The 17,195-nt window shown below is 59.6% G+C and carries 15 protein-coding genes; 5 read left to right on the forward strand and 10 right to left on the reverse strand.

The genetic code is table 11. From position 1 onward, the window contains the following. Positions 1 to 20 precede the first annotated feature (20 nt). Both accD and ACR0ER_RS12395 read left to right on the forward strand, forming a co-directional pair. Positions 21 to 953, forward strand: coding sequence for an acetyl-CoA carboxylase, carboxyltransferase subunit beta (accD, locus tag ACR0ER_RS12390; protein WP_480769188.1), 933 nt, complete (start codon positions 21 to 23; stop codon positions 951 to 953). Further along, a complete protein-coding gene (locus ACR0ER_RS12395; RefSeq protein WP_480769189.1) occupies positions 950 to 2,224 on the forward strand; it encodes a bifunctional folylpolyglutamate synthase/dihydrofolate synthase in 1,275 nt (424 codons plus the stop codon). Before accD ends, ACR0ER_RS12395 begins: the two co-directional genes overlap by 4 nt. 76 nt (positions 2,225 to 2,300) lie before the next feature. On the opposite strand, the gene zapE is transcribed toward ACR0ER_RS12395, so the two are convergent. Further along, positions 2,301 to 3,359, reverse strand: a complete 1,059-nt coding sequence (gene zapE / locus ACR0ER_RS12400; protein WP_480769190.1) for a cell division protein ZapE — start codon at positions 3,357 to 3,359, stop codon at positions 2,301 to 2,303. Between the two features lie 148 nt (positions 3,360 to 3,507). On the opposite strand from zapE, the gene ACR0ER_RS12405 reads away from it, so the two are divergent. Next, positions 3,508 to 4,749: an MFS transporter gene (locus tag ACR0ER_RS12405; protein WP_480769191.1), complete on the forward strand. Its 1,242-nt coding sequence runs from the start codon at positions 3,508 to 3,510 to the stop codon at positions 4,747 to 4,749. A 1-nt stretch (position 4,750) separates the two neighbouring features. Here ACR0ER_RS12405 and ACR0ER_RS12410 read toward each other — a convergent pair whose 3' ends face one another. From ACR0ER_RS12410 to ACR0ER_RS12430, 5 genes are all read right to left on the reverse strand, one after another. Next, positions 4,751 to 5,371, reverse strand: a complete 621-nt coding sequence (locus tag ACR0ER_RS12410) for an HAD family hydrolase (RefSeq protein WP_480769192.1) — start codon at positions 5,369 to 5,371, stop codon at positions 4,751 to 4,753. A 145-nt stretch (positions 5,372 to 5,516) separates the two neighbouring features. Beyond that, positions 5,517 to 5,972, reverse strand: coding sequence for a YaiI/YqxD family protein (locus ACR0ER_RS12415; RefSeq protein ID WP_480769193.1), 456 nt, complete (start codon positions 5,970 to 5,972; stop codon positions 5,517 to 5,519). Next, complete coding sequence (gene sthA, locus ACR0ER_RS12420; protein WP_480769194.1) at positions 5,969 to 7,426, reverse strand: Si-specific NAD(P)(+) transhydrogenase; 1,458 nt, start codon at positions 7,424 to 7,426, stop codon at positions 5,969 to 5,971. Before sthA ends, ACR0ER_RS12415 begins: the two co-directional genes overlap by 4 nt. Positions 7,427 to 7,429: 3 nt before the next feature. Further along, positions 7,430 to 8,263, reverse strand: a complete 834-nt coding sequence (gene fghA / locus ACR0ER_RS12425; protein ID WP_480769195.1) for an S-formylglutathione hydrolase — start codon at positions 8,261 to 8,263, stop codon at positions 7,430 to 7,432. 102 nt (positions 8,264 to 8,365) lie between these two features. Further along, on the reverse strand, positions 8,366 to 9,295 hold the full coding sequence (locus ACR0ER_RS12430) for an AEC family transporter (RefSeq protein WP_480769196.1): 930 nt from the start codon (positions 9,293 to 9,295) through the stop codon (positions 8,366 to 8,368). Positions 9,296 to 9,477: 182 nt separating this feature from the next. On the opposite strand from ACR0ER_RS12430, the gene ACR0ER_RS12435 reads away from it, so the two are divergent. Both ACR0ER_RS12435 and ACR0ER_RS12440 read left to right on the forward strand, forming a co-directional pair. Further along, positions 9,478 to 10,095, forward strand: coding sequence for a TetR/AcrR family transcriptional regulator (locus ACR0ER_RS12435; RefSeq protein WP_170330394.1), 618 nt, complete (start codon positions 9,478 to 9,480; stop codon positions 10,093 to 10,095). Positions 10,096 to 10,215: 120 nt separating this feature from the next. Further along, a complete protein-coding gene (locus ACR0ER_RS12440) occupies positions 10,216 to 11,961 on the forward strand; it encodes a sugar phosphorylase (protein ID WP_480769197.1) in 1,746 nt (581 codons plus the stop codon). Here ACR0ER_RS12440 and ACR0ER_RS12445 read toward each other — a convergent pair. The 4 genes from ACR0ER_RS12445 to ACR0ER_RS12460 are packed head-to-tail and all read right to left on the reverse strand — an operon-like array spanning position 11,945 to position 17,173. After that, positions 11,945 to 13,174 (reverse strand): glycosyltransferase family protein, encoded by a 1,230-nt coding sequence (locus tag ACR0ER_RS12445; protein WP_480769198.1) that lies wholly within the window; start codon positions 13,172 to 13,174, stop codon positions 11,945 to 11,947. The two genes, ACR0ER_RS12440 and ACR0ER_RS12445, sit on opposite strands and share 17 nt — an antisense overlap. 19 nt (positions 13,175 to 13,193) lie before the next feature. Beyond that, positions 13,194 to 14,030: an HAD-IIB family hydrolase gene (locus tag ACR0ER_RS12450; protein WP_480769199.1), complete on the reverse strand. Its 837-nt coding sequence runs from the start codon at positions 14,028 to 14,030 to the stop codon at positions 13,194 to 13,196. Between the two features lie 45 nt (positions 14,031 to 14,075). Beyond that, complete coding sequence (locus ACR0ER_RS12455; RefSeq protein ID WP_480769200.1) at positions 14,076 to 15,446, reverse strand: HlyD family type I secretion periplasmic adaptor subunit; 1,371 nt, start codon at positions 15,444 to 15,446, stop codon at positions 14,076 to 14,078. Next, a complete protein-coding gene (locus tag ACR0ER_RS12460) occupies positions 15,443 to 17,173 on the reverse strand; it encodes a type I secretion system permease/ATPase (protein ID WP_480769201.1) in 1,731 nt (576 codons plus the stop codon). The genes ACR0ER_RS12455 and ACR0ER_RS12460 overlap by 4 nt, the downstream gene beginning before the upstream one ends. Between the last annotated feature and the right edge of the window lie 22 nt (positions 17,174 to 17,195).

A 17,195-nucleotide genomic window follows, 5' to 3' on the forward strand; every position in this document is an offset into this window, starting at 1 on the left:
CCGCATAACAAGGTTCCGACATGAACTGGATCACAAACTACGTCCGCCCCCGGATCAACTCGATCTTCTCGCGCCGGGAAGTGCCCGAAAACCTTTGGCACAAGTGCGACGAATGCGGCACGATGCTGTTCCACCGCGAGTTGGCGGAAAACCAGAACGTCTGCACCCAATGCGGTCACCACATGGCGATCACCCCGCGCGACCGGTTCAAGCACCTGTTTGACGGTGGAATTTTCACCGAGGTTGAGGTGCCAGCGCCGAAAGATGACCCGCTGCAGTTCCGCGATCAGAAGAAATACCCGGACCGCATGAAAGCCGCGCAGAAAAAGACCGGAGAGAAAGAGGCGATGCTGGTCGCCGCTGGTGAAATTGGCCGCACGCCAATTGTTGCCGCCGCGCAGGATTTTTCGTTCATGGGCGGGTCGATGGGTATGTATGTCGGCAATGCCATCATCGCCGCCGCCCAAGAAGCCGTGAAACTCAAGCGCCCGCTGATCCTGTTTTCGGCTGCGGGCGGTGCGCGGATGCAGGAAGGTATCCTCAGCCTGATGCAGATGCCGCGGACCACAGTGGCTGTCGAGATGCTGAAAGAGGCGAACCTGCCTTACATCGTCGTGCTGACCCACCCGACCACCGGGGGCGTGACCGCGTCTTATGCGATGCTGGGGGACGTGCATATTTCCGAACCCAACGCGCTGATCTGCTTTGCCGGGCCGCGCGTGATCGAACAGACCATCCGAGAAAAACTGCCCGAAGGGTTCCAGCGCGCCGAATACCTGTTGGATCACGGGATGCTGGACCGCGTCACCAAACGCACCGAGATGCGCGAAGAGTTGATCACCATCACGCGTATGCTGATGAACCAGCCTCCGGCGGTGAAAGGCGACCTGCCTGCCCCCGAGCCCGAAGAGACCCCTGCCGAAGCACCGGCTGAGGACGCGGCCGAGAAATGACCGGCCAGACATCTGACGTCATCCTTGACCGGATGATGGCCCTGCACCCCAAGATCATTGACCTGACCTTGGATCGTGTCTGGCGTCTGCTGGGCGCGCTGGACAACCCGCAGACCAAACTACCGCCGGTAATCCACATCGCTGGCACAAACGGCAAAGGCTCGACCCAGGCAATGATCCGCGCCGGGCTTGAGGGGGCAGGCCTGTCGGCCCATGCCTATACCTCGCCGCATCTGGCGCGGTTTCACGAACGCATCCGACTGGCAGGAGAGTTGATCTCCGAGACTGACCTCACGGCGGTTCTGGATGAATGCTATGCCGCGAACAGCGGCGAAAACATAACCTATTTCGAGATCACGACTTGTGCCGCCCTGCTGGCCTTTGCCCGGGCGCAGGCGGATTACACTCTGCTTGAAGTCGGACTTGGCGGCCGTCTGGACGCCACCAATGTCGTTCATGAACCCGCCGTCACGGTGATCACGCCAGTGTCGATCGACCATGAACAATTTCTGGGCGACACGCTTGGCAAAATCGCTGCCGAAAAGGCGGGCATTATCAAACCCGGCGTGCCCTGCATCGTCGGCCCGCAACAGGACCAAGCGCTGGAGGTCATCGAATACACCGCCGCACGTCTTGGGGCTCCGCTGCTGATTCACGGCCAGCACTGGCACGTGCACGAAGAAAACGCACGGCTGATCTATCAGGATGAAACCGGCCTGCGCGATCTGCCACTGCCGAACCTGTTGGGCGCACACCAGATTCAGAACGCAGGCGCCGCGCTGGCCGTTCTGCGCCACCTGAATATGGGCGAAGACGCCTATGAAGCCGCCGTGACCAAAGCCGAATGGCCCGCGCGGATGCAACGCTTGAAAACCGGGCCTCTGATCGAGGCAGCCCCGCAGGCTGAACTGTGGTTGGATGGCGGCCACAACGCCGCTGCCGGGATCGCCTTGGCCGATGTTCTGGCCAAGCTACCCGACCGCCCGACACATATGATCTGCGGTATGCTTAATACCAAGGACGTCACCGGCTATTTGGCTCCGCTGGCGAAGCGCGCCCAAAGCCTGACCGCCGTCTCCATCCCCGGAGAGGCCGCCACGCTCAGCGCCGAAGACACCGCCGCCGCTGCGGCCAGGGTCGATCTGCCTGCGACCACCGCCGATAGTGTCTCAGATGCATTGACGAAAATCATTGCGGAAAACCCGCAGGCCCGCGTGCTGATTTGCGGCTCGCTTTACCTGGCCGGTAACATTCTGCGCGAAAACGGGTGAAGTTAGCCCGTAAAGCTTCATCTGGCCAAAAATATCCCGGGGGGAGTCGCGCAAAGCGCGGCGGGGGCAGAGCCCCCTATTTCCCCCAATCCTGATCCTGCATTTCCCGAAGGCGCGAAGCGGTGCGTTCAAATTCAAATGTTCCTTCGCCCTCGACATACAGCATCTCGGGCTCAGCCGCGGCGGAACAGATCAGGCGCACCTTCGCTTCATACAGTGCATCGATCAGGGTCACGAAGCGTCTGGCTTCGTTAAAGTTGTTCCGCGACAGACGTGGAATGTCTTCCAGAACCAGAACCTTCAGTTCCTCGGCAATCGCCAGGTAATCCGCAGGTCCCAGCATCCGCCCGCACAAATCATAAAACGACGCCCGTGCAACCCCGTTGCGAAAAGCCGGCAATTCAACCGCGCGACCTTTGACCTGTAGGATCAACGGCTCGGCATTGCCACCCGACAAGTCGTTCCAAACACTGCGAACGCTCTGCCTCGCTTCCGGACCGATAGGCGCAAAATAGACCGGCGCTCCCTCAAGCCTGTTCTGACGGTAATCTGTGGGTGAGACCAGCTCCCACACCTGCAACTGTTCCTTGATATGGGCTATGAAGGGCAGAAACAGCTGACGGTTCAGCCCGTCCTTGTACAGATCATCGGGATGCCGGTTCGAAGTCGTCGCGACCACAACCCCGCCCTCATACAACAGGTCAAACAACCGCCCCACGATCATCGCATCGGTGATGTCGGTGATCTGCATCTCATCAAAGGCCAGCAGCTTGACCGTCTTCACAACCTCCTGCGCCACCGGGGCCAGCGCATCCTCGACACCATCCTGGCGGGCTTTGTGCATTCCCGCGTGGATTTCCTGCATGAACGCATGGAAATGCACCCGCCGCGCGGGGATATCCCCCAGCGCATCGACAAACATATCCATCAGCATCGACTTGCCGCGCCCGACGCCACCCCACAGATATAATCCTTTCGGCGGCGGAGGGGCCTTGCGAAACAGCCCCCGCTTGACCGGAGCGGCAAGGGCTGCGCGGATGCGCTCGAAATGCGGCAGCACGGCCTCTTGCGCGTCATCCCGTGTCAGAATGCCCTCGGCAATGCGGTCGTTATAAAGCGAAACTAAATCCGTCATGAAGCCGAGCCATAGCGCCCCCTTTAAGGCTTGAAAAGCAGCCATTTTGTCGACGCATCAATTTTCCTTAACTGAAACCGCAAATCTGCTGATTTGACGCTGTGTGCAAAACCGCTAAACCTCAGCAAGCTAATTCCCCGAGGTCTGAATGCCGCAAACCGCTCGCCTGCTGAACCCAATCCTGATCGTTGGATGTATCATCATAACGGTCAGTTTCGCTGTGCGCGCCTCATTCGGGGTGTTCCAGATCCCGATTGCCAGTGAGTTTGGTTGGCTGCGGACTGACTTCTCGCTGGCCATCGCCATCCAAAACCTCGCCTGGGGGATCGGACAACCGATCTTTGCCGCGATTGCCGAAAAGGTCGGGGACCGCAAGGCGATCATCCTTGGGGCGCTGACCTACGCGGCAGGCATGGTGCTGTCGGCCTGGTCGATCACACCGTTCGGGCACCAGATGTATGCCTGGCTTGTGGGCTTCGGCATCGCAGGCACTGGGTTCGGCGTGGTGCTGGCGGTGGTCGGTCGCGCGTCGTCCGACAAGAACCGCTCGATGTCACTGGCCATTGTCACGGCGGCGGGCAGTTTCGGTCAGGTGATCGGTGCTCCGACAGCCGAGTGGCTGCTGAGCTTCTTGCCGTGGCAACAGGTTTTCATCGTCTTCGCCGCCGCGGTCCTCGCGCTTGTGCTGACACTGCCCTTCATGCGCGCGCCTCAGCCGGTCAGCAAGGCGGAACTGGAAGAGAGCATGAGCCAAATCTTGGGCCGCGCCTTCCGCGATCCGTCTTACGCCATGATCTTTCTGGGTTTTTTTAGCTGCGGCTATCAACTGGCCTTCATTACCGCGCATTTCCCCGCCTTCGTGACCGAGATGTGCGGCCCGATCCAGCCCGGCGGCGTCCTCCATTCGCTGGGCATCACAACCACTTCGGCCCTTGGGGCGGTGGCCATCTCGCTGGTGGGACTGGCCAATATCGGCGGCACGTTGCTGGCCGGTTGGGCAGGCAATCATTTCCCCAAGAAATACCTGCTGGCGGCCATCTATACCGGTCGCACTTTGGCGGCGGCGATCTTCATCATCATGCCGATCACTCCGATGTCGGTCATCGTGTTTTCGATCGTCATGGGCTCGCTCTGGCTGGCGACGGTTCCACTGACCTCGGGCCTTGTCGCGCATCTGTATGGGCTGCGCTACATGGGCACGCTCTACGGCTTTATCTTCCTCAGCCACCAGATCGGAGGCTTCCTCGGGGTCTGGTTGGGTGGCCGTATGTATGACGTCTACGGCGACTACACGATGGTCTGGTGGATTGGTGTGGCCGTAGGCGCCTTCAGCGCCATCGTCCTTCTGCCCATCCGCGAGAACCGTACTCCCTCCGCAGTGCCGGCCTGAACTACTTCGCCTCGTCCTCAGACAGCAGACCCTCGGCCACCAGCCGGTCGGCCCAGCCCTGCGGATCGGTAAAGTGATGCGTCTGCCATCCGCGTGCACGTGCCGTTTCGATATTGTCGATCCGGTCATCCGCGAACAGCAAGGCCCCGGGCGCTACTCCGCAATCAGCCTCGACCATCTCATAGATTGGAACATGCGGTTTGACTGCCTTCATACGGCCCGAGACGTACTGCCGGTCGAACTCGTTCAGAAACGGGTAGACTGTGGTGGCATAGTCGAAATTTTGCACCCCGAAATTGGTCAACGCAAAAACCGGTATTTTCTTGGCGCGCAAGGCCCGTTGCAGACGAACGGAATGCGGGATCTCGGGCGCGGCCAGTTCTATCCACTTGTCATGCCACATGCGAATCTCATCGCGCCATTCGGGGTATTTTTCGGCCCAGTCATAGATGGTGTCGGTGAAATGATGCCCCTGATCCACCAAATCGTTCATCCCGTGTAGATCAACCTCGGAGAACATGGCGCGGCGGCGCTCTTCACCGATCACCTTGTCGTAGTAGCGTTCGGGCTGCCATTCGATCAGAACGTTCCCGATGTCGAAAATCACGGCTTCAATCGGCATGATGTGCACCTGTTAAATCAATCTCAGTTTACGCCGACTGAACCAATCCCCGCCCGAACTTACAAGGGCGGAACCGCAGCGCGCAGCGCTGCCTGGCCCAACCGGAGAAGACGCACCTATGATGCATCGCCGACGTGCGGGAGAGTTAGCCCCGCAGGGCTGCCCTCAATTCCCGCTCCAGCGAATCCAAGAACCGGGATCGGTCCGCCTTGCCAAAAGGTTTGCCACCGCCACCAGCCCCTAACGGATTAGCCGCCCGCAGATCGGCCATCAGGTCGCGCATCGCCAGTTGCTGGCCGATATTGGCTGCTGTGAACGCCTCACCATTTGGGCGTAGCACCCGCGCCCCGGCCTCGACGCATTTCGCGGCCAGCGGTATGTCCGAGGTCACCACCACATCACCGGGCCCGCAGCGTTCGGCAATCCACTTATCCGCCTCGTCCGCGCCTTCCGCCACGATGACGACCTGTACCAGAGGGTTCGCCGATGGCCGAAGCCCGCCATTCGAGACCAGCGCCATCGGGACCTTGTGCCGGGTTGCCACCCGTTCGGCCTCGGCCTTCACCGGGCAGGCATCGCCATCGACATAAAGCGTAGTCACGCCTTCTTGACCTGTTTCTTCGCAGGCTCAGCGGATTTCTTGCGCACCTTGAACTCTTCGGGGATCGGCATCCGGTTGAACGCGTCGAGACCCGCGATCTTGTAGGCTTCGGCCAGCGTCGGATAGTTGAAGGTATTCTGCACGAAGTAGTCCACCGTACCTTTCAGGTTCAGCACCGCCTGCGCGATGTGGATCAGCTCGGTGGCGCCTTCGCCGACGATCTGCACGCCAAGCACCCGGCGGGTTTTCAGCGAGAACAGCATCTTCAGCATCCCATGCTCTAGCCCCATGATATGTCCGCGCGAGGTTTCGCGGAATCGCGCCACGCCGACCTCATAGGGAATACCGCGTTCCTGTAGTTCTTCCTCGGACATTCCGCAGGTGGAGATCTCGGGCACCGAGTAGATGCCGTACGGATACCACGGGCTTTCGGGCAGGGTGGGCGTGTCCAGCGCATGACAGGCGGCCACACGGCCTTGCTGCAAGGACGTCGAGGCGAGCGACGGGTGCCCGATCACATCCCCGGTTGCGTAGATATGAGGCACAGCGGTCTGGTAGGTCTTGCGATCCACCTTGATCCGGTTGCGGTGATCGGTTTCCAGCTCGACGGCGTCCAAATTAAGCTTGGACGTCGCGCCCATCCGCCCAGCGGCGAACAACAGCATCTCGGCCCGGACGTGACGGCCATTTTCCAGCGTCAGTTCAACATGGGCACCCGCATCCTCGATCTTTTCGACCGCAGAGCCCAGCCGCAGATCTACGCCGTTTTCGCGGATCTGATGGGTGAAATCATGGATCAGACGGCTGTCGATGAAATCCAGAAACGTGTCGCGCGGCTCGATCAGCGTCACCCGCACATCCAGCGCCGAGAACATGGTGGCATATTCGACGCCGATCACCCCGGCCCCGATCACCACCAGCGAGCGGGGGATTTCGGCCATCTCAAGGAACTCATCCCCGTCTACGATCGTCTTACCGTTGAAGGGCACATAGTCCGGGCGATAGGTTTTGGTTCCGGTCGCTATCAGGAATTTGGCCGCCGTCAGACGCGTGGTTTCGCCAGCATCTGTTGCGACCTCAACCTCATGCGGACCGACGAATTTGGCCAGACCATTCAGCGTTTCCACGTGGTTGCGGTTGAACTGATGCTCCAGCACGTCGACCTCGTGATCCAGCGTCATGTGCAGACGCGCCTTGAGGTCCTCGGCCCGGATCTGGTCTTTGACCCGGTACGAGCGGCCGTAAAAGCTGCGCTCGCGCCAGCCGGACAGGTTCAGTACCGTTTCGCGCAGCGTCTTCGAGGGGATGGTGCCGGTATGCACCGACACGCCACCGAACCGGTCCTTGCGGTCGATCACCAATACACGACGCTTCAGTTTGCCAGCCTGAATCGCTGCCGCCCGCCCAGACGGACCGGACCCGATGATGATCAGGTCATAGTCGAAATTGCTCATGTCTTAGTCTCCGTACAGCGCTTCGGCGTGGAAGGTGACGTGGTCTTCCATGAAGGTGGAAACGAAGAAATAGGAGTGATCGTAACCGGGCTGCAGGCGATAGGTGGCCTGCTGACGGCGCTCGAAAATGGCCTGCGCCAGCGCCTCGGGGCGCAGCAGGTCGATGAACTGATCATTGGTGCCGGTGTCGATCAGGATCGGGCCATCGAAGCCTTTTTCCTTCATCAGACCCGAGGCGTCGTGCTTGGCCCATGCGGCCTCATCCTCACCCAGATAGGCGCTCAACTGTTTGCGGCCCCAATCCGAACCGGTCGGGTTCGAGATCGGCGCAAAGGCGGAAACCGACCGGAACCGCCCCGGCAGGTTCATCGCCAGCGTCAGCGCGCCGTGACCGCCCATCGAGTGGCCGGTGATGGCCTGACGGTCCATGTCGATGGCAAAGTTTTCAGCCAGCAAAGCCGGTAGTTCTTCGGCCACATAATCCCACATGTTAAAATGCGGCGCCCAGGGGGATTGCGTTGCGTTCACATAGAACCCCGCGCCCTGGCCCAGATCGTAATCGTCGTGATCGGCCACGCCCTCGCCGCGGGGCGAGGTGTCTGGGAAGACAACGGCAATGCCTTGTTCGGCCGCCCAGGCCTGAGCGCCCGCCTTGGTCATGGCGTTTTCATGGGTGCAGGTCAGGCCGGACAGATACCACAGAACCGGAACCGGGCCGTCTTTGGCCTCGGTGGGAAGAAACAGGCCAAAAGTCATGTCGCATTGGCAGGCTGCGGAGGTATGGCGGTAAACGCCCTGAACGCCACCGAAACAGGCGTTTTCCGAAAGGGTTTCCATCTGGCAGGGTCCTTAGCTTTGGGTCGCGATATGGCTAACCCTCCAAGGGCGCGGCGTAAAGGCCGCGCGCCTTCGGCGAGAGTATTTTTTAAAAGATGAAGCTCAGTGTGTTGCGACCCAGGCAATCACAACCGGTACGGTCAGGATACTGGCCGCCGTGGACAACAGGATGGCCGCCGATGCCCGATGCGGGGCCACGCCGTAATGTGCCGCCAGCATATATACATTCCCCGCCACCGGCAGAGCGGCGGCGGCAATGGCCACCGCAGCCGGAAACGCGGCCACCGGAATCACCCACAGCAGCGCCACAGCAACGCAGGCCGGGTGGATGACCAGTTTGCAAAAGCTCAGCCAGCCTGCGACCTGCACGCGTTCGGCCGACTTGGAAGCCAGCGAGGCCCCGATTGCAAACAGTGCTCCCGGCGTGGCGGCCCCGCCCAGAATAGTCAGAAAGTCGTTCAGCGGTCCCGGAACCGGCACCTGAAACGCCGACCACAACATCCCGGCGGATATCGATACGATCATTGGGTTTTTAAGCAGTCCCAGCCCGATCAGTCGCAGGGTCGCGGGCGTCAGCCGCCCGTCGCGCCCGGCATTGATCAAAATGACGATCAGGGACGAAAACACCACCAGATCAACCGTCAGGACCAGCATTACCGGCCCGATGGCGGCTTCGGACAGCAACAGGGCCAGCATCGGTAGGCCCAGAAAGCCGACATTGCCGATAGCGGCGCATTGGGCTTCGACGGCGGCGGTGGGGATGTCGAGCCCGCGCAACCACGCCACCAGTGTCGCCAGCACATAGACCACGACGGTGCCCAGCAGATAACCTAGGACAAGGCGGCCGTTGAAAATCTCGACAAAGGGCAGTGTGGCGGCAAAGCGGAACAGCATTGCCGACAGCGCAAAGAAGAACACAAATTTGGTCAGGTAGGCCGTTGCTTCCTCGGTGAAAAACCGGCTGCGCCCGGCCCAGTACCCCAGGCCGATGATCGCGAAAAACGGAAGCGTTCGTAGAAAGATATCGACCATGGCGAGAGTGTTAGCATTGTTTGACGGAGCGGCAAGCCTTTAGCCGACTTAACCAGCAAGCACTAGGTCCTGACGCGAAAATGAACGGAATTCACCACGTCGCAGGCAAGGGTTTACGCGAATCGTTGTATCTGAACCGAACGGTTTATAGTTTTAGGGGATCATCTAACCAAGGAGAGCCCATGACAGAGACAGCCGCCATCCTTCGTACGGGTCGCAAATTCGATCAGGTTTTGCGTGGCGCCCGAGAGGTTTTCATGGCGGATGGGTTCGAAGGCGCAAGCGTCGATGACATCGCGCGCGCTGCCGGTGTGTCCAAGGCAACGCTCTATAGTTATTTCCCCGACAAACGGCTGTTGTTCATGGAGGTCGCGCAGACCGAGTGCAAACGGATGGCCGAAAACGTCATCTCGATGATCGATGATTCCAAACCCGCGCGCGAAGTTCTGACGATTACAGCAACTCAACTGACCGCTTTTCTGGTGTCAGATTTCTCGCAACAGGTATTTCGGATCTGTGTGGCCGAACGGGACAGATTCCCGGAACTTGGGACGGTGTTTTTCGAAGCCGGGCCGCAGAACGGCCAGCGGCATATGGTTGAATACTTGGAAAAGGCGGTAAAAAAGGGCGAACTGGCAATTGAAGACCTTCAGATTGCCGCCGAGCAGTTTTCGGAACTCTGCAAGGTGCGGATCTGGACCAAAGCCGCTCTGGGTATCCAGACCAATTTCAGCCAATCGGAGATCGACACCATCGCGCTGCAAGCGGTGGATATGTTCATGGCTCGCTATGGGGTCTGATCAAGATTTGGGCAGGCGCGCGGGCGTATGCCTAAAGAAAGGCCGATTAAACAGTTGATGTTTGACAGGGGGACCGTTCTGGAAAACCATCAGGCGGATACAGCGAAGGCCCTGTGACCCTTGACCAGTGCGAACACCAGCTTTTCCCGACGACTGAACGATCTGCTAGTTCAGGTTTACCCCGATCATGATCAAGCTGAACTGGCCCGCCAGATCACGCAGGCCTTCTGGCCCGAGGGGACGCATCGGCGCAAACAGGGGCGTAAGCCAGGCAACAAACTGTGGTCGGAGAAAGACAGCGTCCTGATCACCTATGGAAACTCGATCGAGGATCAGGCCCACAAGCCATTGGACCTGCTGCATGATTTCCTGATCCGGCACCTGAGCGGTGTGGTAAACGGTGTACACATTCTGCCGTTCTTTCCGTTCACCTCGGATGACGGGTTTGCGGTGTCCGACTATTATGCCGTCAGTCCGCAATTGGGGGATTGGACGGATATCACCCGGATCGCGGACGACTTTCACCTGATGTCCGATCTGGTGCTGAACCATGTCTCAAGCCAGGGTGCATGGTTCACCAATTTCCTGCAGGGGAAATCTCCGCACGACCGGTTCTTTTTTGAAGCCTCGCCCGAGGATGACCTGTCTCAGGTCGTGCGCCCGCGCACCACGCCTCTGTTGCGGCAGGTCGACACCAATCAGGGAGAAAAATACGTCTGGTGTACCTTCAGTCACGATCAAGTGGATTTGGATTTCTCGAACCCCGAAGTGTTGGTTGAGATGCTGCGGATCATCCGCCTGCATATCGACAAGGGAGTGCGTATTCTGCGGCTGGATGCAGTGGCCTTTGTCTGGAAAGAGATCGGCACCAATTGCATCCACTTGCCGCAGACCCACGCCATCGTGCAACTGCTGCGGCTGTTGTGCGACTACACCACCGAAACGCTGGTTCTGCTGACCGAGACCAACGTGCCGCGCACTGAAAACCTCAGTTATTTCGGCAACAGGAATGAGGCACACGCGGTTTACAACTTTCCTCTGCCGCCGCTGATCCTGCACGCGATGCAATCGGGTACGGCGCGCTACTTGCGCGAATGGCAGGCCGCGATGCCGCCCGCCCAGTTGGGCTGTGCCTATCTGAATTTCACGGCCAGCCATGACGGCATCGGGATGCGCCCCGCCGAAGGGGTCCTTCCCCCCGAAGAAAAAGAGCGCATGATCGATACCGTGCGCCGGATCGGCGGGCTGGTGTCCATGCGAGCGCTGCCGGACGGGCGCGAGGAGCCTTATGAGCTGAACTGCGGGTATTTCGAAGCGATGGCCGAAACGTTCGACGGCACGGATGAATACCATCTGGCCCGGTTCATCTGCTCGCAGACCATCGTCATGTCGTTGGAGGGGATACCGGCCTTTTACATTCACTCCCTGCTGGCCACTCCCAACGATCACGAGGCGGTTGAGCGACGCGGCATGAACCGGGCGATCAACCGGCATCGCTGGCATTATCCCGATCTGCTGGCACGGCTGGCCGATCCGGGGTCCAATCAGGCGCTGGTGCTGTCGGAATTGTCGCGCCGTCTGCGTCTGCGGGCACAGCAACAGGCGTTCCACCCGAATGCCACGCAATTCACGCTGCGGCTGGACGACCACGTCTTTGGCATCTGGCGGCAGAGCCTGGACCGCAGCCAGTCGATCTTTGCGCTGCACAATGTCTCGTCCGAACCGGTGCATGTCAGCCCCGCCGAAATCAACATGATCGCCGAGGAGGTCTGGACCGATGCGCTGACCGGAGAAATCCTTGCGACCAACAGCCCGGATATTGTGCTGGCGCCGTATCAGTGCCGCTGGATCACGAACCGGGTGTGAACTCCTTTAAATCTTCGGACACTGCCGCCTTCAGGCGCAACAGGAACTCAGGATCTGCCGAATGGACACGGTTCCACGTCGGGATGAACGGCGTCTCGTGCGGGTTATCGAGGAAAACCTGACCGGCGCGGATGATGTTCTCAGCAAACAGCTCGATGGACTTTTCTTCCTTGTGGCGGTCCAATTCCAGACCGTTCATCTTGGCGTCGGTATAGTAGCCCTCCAACAGGTCCAGCGCGGATCGGTAGTAAGTGGCCTTGAGTGTGCGGAACGTGTTGGGTGTGAACACCGTGCCATCGGCGGCCAGTTTGCGGAAAATCGCCTTGCATATATCGGTGGACATGCGGGATAGGCCACGGTTGGCATCCTCGGGCGACAGGTCCTGATGCTTGTGGTCGTAATTGTCCGCGATCTCGACCTGACAGACCGATTTCGGAGCTAGATTGCGCCAAGCCTCGGACAGAACGCCGATCTCTAAACCCCAGTCCGAAGGAATGCGCAGGTCGGGCAGGGTGGGGGTGCGGATGGCGAACTCCCCCGACAGCGGATAGCGGAAGCTGCGCAGGTAATCGAGGTAGTCTCGGTCTCCGATCACCTTCTTCAGCGCGATCAACAGCGGGCTGACAAGCAAGCGCGTAACGCGGCCATTCAACTTGCCCTCGCCAACGCGGGGATAGAACCCTTTGGCCATCTGGAATGGAAAGGTCGGGTTGACGACCGGATAGACCAACCGGTCCAGCATTTGCCGGTCATAGGTGACGATATCGCAATCATGGATAGCCATCACCGAACTGTCGGCGCAGGCCAGCAGGTACCCGATGCAGGACCAGACATTCTTGCCCTTGCCGGGTTCCTGCGGGGCCAATCCCATCCCGCGCAGATGTGCCTCAAGCTGGGTCAGGCGCGGGCTGTCATTCCAGATCACCGCGTGGTTTTGCGGCAGATCGGCAAAAAACGCGCGGGCGTGGCGATATTGCGCTTCATCTGCCTGATCCAGACCGATGATGATGCGGTGCAGATAGGGAACCTGCTTTAACTCCTTCAGAATGCCCGCCAATGCGGGACCTTCCAGTTCGGAATACAGGCAGGGAAGGATCAGGGTAATCTTGCGCGTTTCCGCAAAGACCGAGATTTCATGCGCCAGTTGCCCTGCGGGTCTGCTGCGCAGGTTGTGAAGGGTGGTGATGTTACCGTTCTGATGAAAATCTGCCATGTCTTGTGCCTTTTTTGTATCAGAGCCCTGCCGTCAGTGTCAGGATCGCTTCGGACCAGCCGCGTGGGCCGCTCTGAGTTGTTCTGAGAATCCGCGCCTCGATTTCGGGCGAGAAGGGAGGGATGGAGGGGCCGTCCGGATTGGCGATGATCACACCCTGATCCGCCGCACAGATCATTTCACTGTCATTAGGCGCATCACCCAAAGCAATGGTGCGCACAGGTTGCAGATGTTCAACAATGTCCTTCATCGCGTCCGCTTTGGTCTTGCCGAAGCATAGGGTCAGAAACCTCCCTCCCTGCCGAGCAAATAGACCTGCGCTCGCAGCGGCAGAAAGGAACGTTTGCAAACTGGTTTCCGAACCAGTCCACAGCCCCGGCTCACTGAAATTGCGTTGTTTGGCAAGGGCAGCTTGTGCAAGACTCAAACCCGTTTTTTGCGCCACTTCTTGGTCGGTCAAATCGCAAAAACCGACGAAACCTTTCGGCAGAGACCTTAGAATGTTCCGAAGGCGCAAATACGCGTCGTCATCATCACTATTGGACTTGTCCGGCCAAAGTATCCCCGCCCCGTTTTCGACGATGGCGGGCAAATGGGTCAGGCCCATGTCCCCCTGCAAAGGCCGGATTTCCGCTGCCGTTTTGCTGCTGGCCAAAACCAGACCTGCGCCCAGTTCTGTCAGAAGGGCAAGGCCGGGTCTGGCCGCGTCCCAGCCGTAATCGTGGTGATCCAATAAAGTGCCATCCAGATCGGAAAACACCAGAAGCGGCAGGGTAGAGGCAGCGGCATCGTTCATTGCCCCCGAAGTAGAAATCTGCAGATGCGGGATGTAAATCCGCACTGACGAATTTTCCATCAAACTAAGCGTTCGCGCCCAATTTTTAGGCACGAATGCCCGAAGTTATTCGATGAACGTTCTAGCCAACCGGTCGCTGATCGGTTGCGACAGATAACTGAACACAGCTCGTTCGCCGGTATTTACGAAAAGATCGGCAGGCATACCGGGCACCAACTCCAACGCAGCAACGTCCTGCGGTTGCTCGGCATCCAGCTTGACCCGCGCCTTGTAGTAAGGCTCACCCGTGCGTTCATCCTCTAGCGCATCTGCTGAGATATCGAAAATCCGGCCACTTGCCTCGGGCACGTCCGCTTGCGCGAAGGCTGACAAACGGATGCGAGTAGACTGACCAACCCGCAGCTTGTCGATGTCACCTGTATTGACCCGCGCCTCAACGATCAACGACTGATCGGCGGGAACGATATCCATGATCGGCTCACCCGGACGGATAACGCCGCCTGTCGTCGATACGCCAAGGTTCACCACACGCCCACTGGTGGGTGCCAGAACCTGCGCTCGCTTCAGCCGGGCTTGAGTTCCTGCAAATTGCGGGCGGACCAGATCAAGCTGGGCTTCAACCACGGCCAGTTCCCCTGCGATGGCCTCATCGCGCAGTTTTTGTTGGCTGAGTAGCGACAGCTCCAACTCCTGCACCCGATCCTCGGCCTGCGCGATCTGGGTCCGCAACGAGGCATCGACCCCGCCGAGCCGTTCCAGTTCGATCTGCCGTGCGCTGACCCGTGTGACGGCGACCAGCCCCTTGGCCAGCAACGATTGCAGGTTCGTCAGTTCTGCTCGCGTGATGTCCATCTGGTTTTGCGTTGCCTTTCGCTGCTCGTTCAAACCCGCGATCTGGTTGCGCAGACCGGTGATCCGTTGCGCATTGATCTGTGCTTCGGTGCGCCGCGCGCGGGCTTCGGTGTCGAACAGTTGTTTCTGGGTCAGGTATGGGGACACCCAGTGCAAACGCTCCATGCCTTCGCGAAACCCGGCCAACGCGGTGTCTTCGTTAAACGCGGCCTGTTCGCTCATCTGCGCCAACAGGCGGGCACGGCGGACCGAAAGCTCTCCCAACTGGCTGCCCTGCACGCTAAGGTCTACGTCGATCTCGGTGCTGTCGAGTTGTACCAAAGGCTGCCCGGCCTCGACGAATTGCCCGTCTGTCACCAGAATGGACTGGATGATGCCGCCGTCCAGATGCTCGACAGTCTTGCGGTCGCCTTCGACGACGAACGAGGCAGGTGCGACCACGGCCCCGTCTAGTTTCGAGGCGAAGGCCCAATAGGCACTGCCACCGACGAACACCGCCAGAGTGAACAGTCCGAACAGCACATACCGCCCAATGCTGGATGACGCATCGGTGATCTCCTTTAGCTGCGCCTCATGGAAACCAACCGCGTTGCGGGAAGATGTGTAGTTTATCAGGTCCGTCATTGCGCTGCTCCTGCGATCTGAGTTTCGGTTTCCCGGCGTGGGTGTGTCTGCAACACGTTGCGGCTGTTCACCTTCAACACGTCCTGTTTGTCGCCAAACTGAGCCTGACCGCCATTGCGCAGAACCAGTACCTTGTTGGCCGCCTGCAACGTGGCCGGGCGATGGGTCATGACGATCGCAATCGCGCCCCGGTCGTGCATGGCCAGCAAGGCATCGCGAAGGGCCTGCTCCCCCTCGGCATCCAAGTCCGAGTTGGGTTCGTCCAGAACCAACACAAACGGATCGCCATACAGCGCCCGGGCCAGAGCCAGTCTCTGACGCTGACCGCCGGACAAAAAGAACCCCTGCCCGATGCGGGTTTCATACCCGTCGGGTAGGCCGCTGATTAGCTCATGCACCCCGGCTTCTCGGGCAGCGCGCAGGATTTCAGCGTCATCAATTGCAGTTGAGAACCGGCCGATGTTTTCGCGAATGGTGCCATCGAACAGTTCTACGTCCTGAGGCAGGTAACCGATCTGCTTGCCCAGATCCTCGGCATTCCATTTCGACATCGGGCTGCCGTCCAGCAGAACCTCGCCGCGTTGTGGATGCCAGATACCGGCCAGCATTTTGCCCAGAGTGGTCTTGCCCGACCCGCTTTGGCCGATCACGGCCAGAACATCTCCGGCTTTCAGGTTGAAATCAATTCCACGAAGGGTGGCATTCAGCGCACGCGGAGGGGCCGCCTGCGCGATGCGAACATCCAGCGACTTGAATGCACGCGGCAGATGCAGGTTGGCCGGTGCCTCAGTAAAGTCCTCGGTTAATTGCTTGATTTTGCTGTACGAACCGCGTGCGGCCAGAAACGTACGCCACTGGCCGATCAACTGGTCAATCGGGGCCAGTGCGCGGGCCAGAACGATGGTCGCGGCGATCATCACACCTGCGGTGGACTCTCCGGTGATTGCAAGCGCGGCCCCAAGGCCAAGAGCCGCTGACTGCAGGCCCATGCGTATGGTTTTGGACATTACCGAAAAGCTGGCGATCCGATCTGCAGTACGGGTCTTGTGCTGATGCGCATCCGCCTGCAGGGCAGTCCAACGGCGCACCAGATCGTCCTTCATGCCCAACGCATGAACCAGCTCGGCGTTGTTATCGCTGGTCTTGAACAGTGCATCCGAGCGCCCCCGCGCCTGCGATGCCTGTTGCATCGGCGTTCGGGCGCGGGCGTTGTTGATCAGCACCATGAGGGTCAGGGTGGCAGCTCCGGCCAGACCGAGTAGGCCCAGAAACGGGTGCAGAACATACAGCACCAACAAGTAAATCGGTATCCAGGGCGCATCGAAGAATGCGGTCAGAGTGGTACCTGAGATAAACTCGCGAAAGCCGTTCACGTCTTCGACCAGATTTTCGCCAGCATCGCTTTCACCCTGGACCCGGCGGCGCATGGCAGCGCCAAGAACGGGGGCGCCGACGCTCAGCTCGAACCGGGCGGCCAGGCGGCCAAGGATGCGCATCCGCATCAGGTCAAGGCAGGCGATCACCACAAAAACCCCGGCCAGCAGTAGCGACAGGGCGATCAGAGTATCGGCATTCTGGCTGGTCAGTACGCGGTCATAGACCTGCAGCATGTACAACGGTCCGGCCAGCATCAGAAGGTTCAGAAACAGGCTGAAGACCGCGACCGCAACAAAGCCTTTGCGCAGCGACCCCCAGGCGGATTTGACGGGATTGGCATTCTGGAACATGTCTTGGGCCCTTTCCGGCTAG

It is taken from the genome of Ruegeria sp. CH8, from assembly GCF_056536985.1.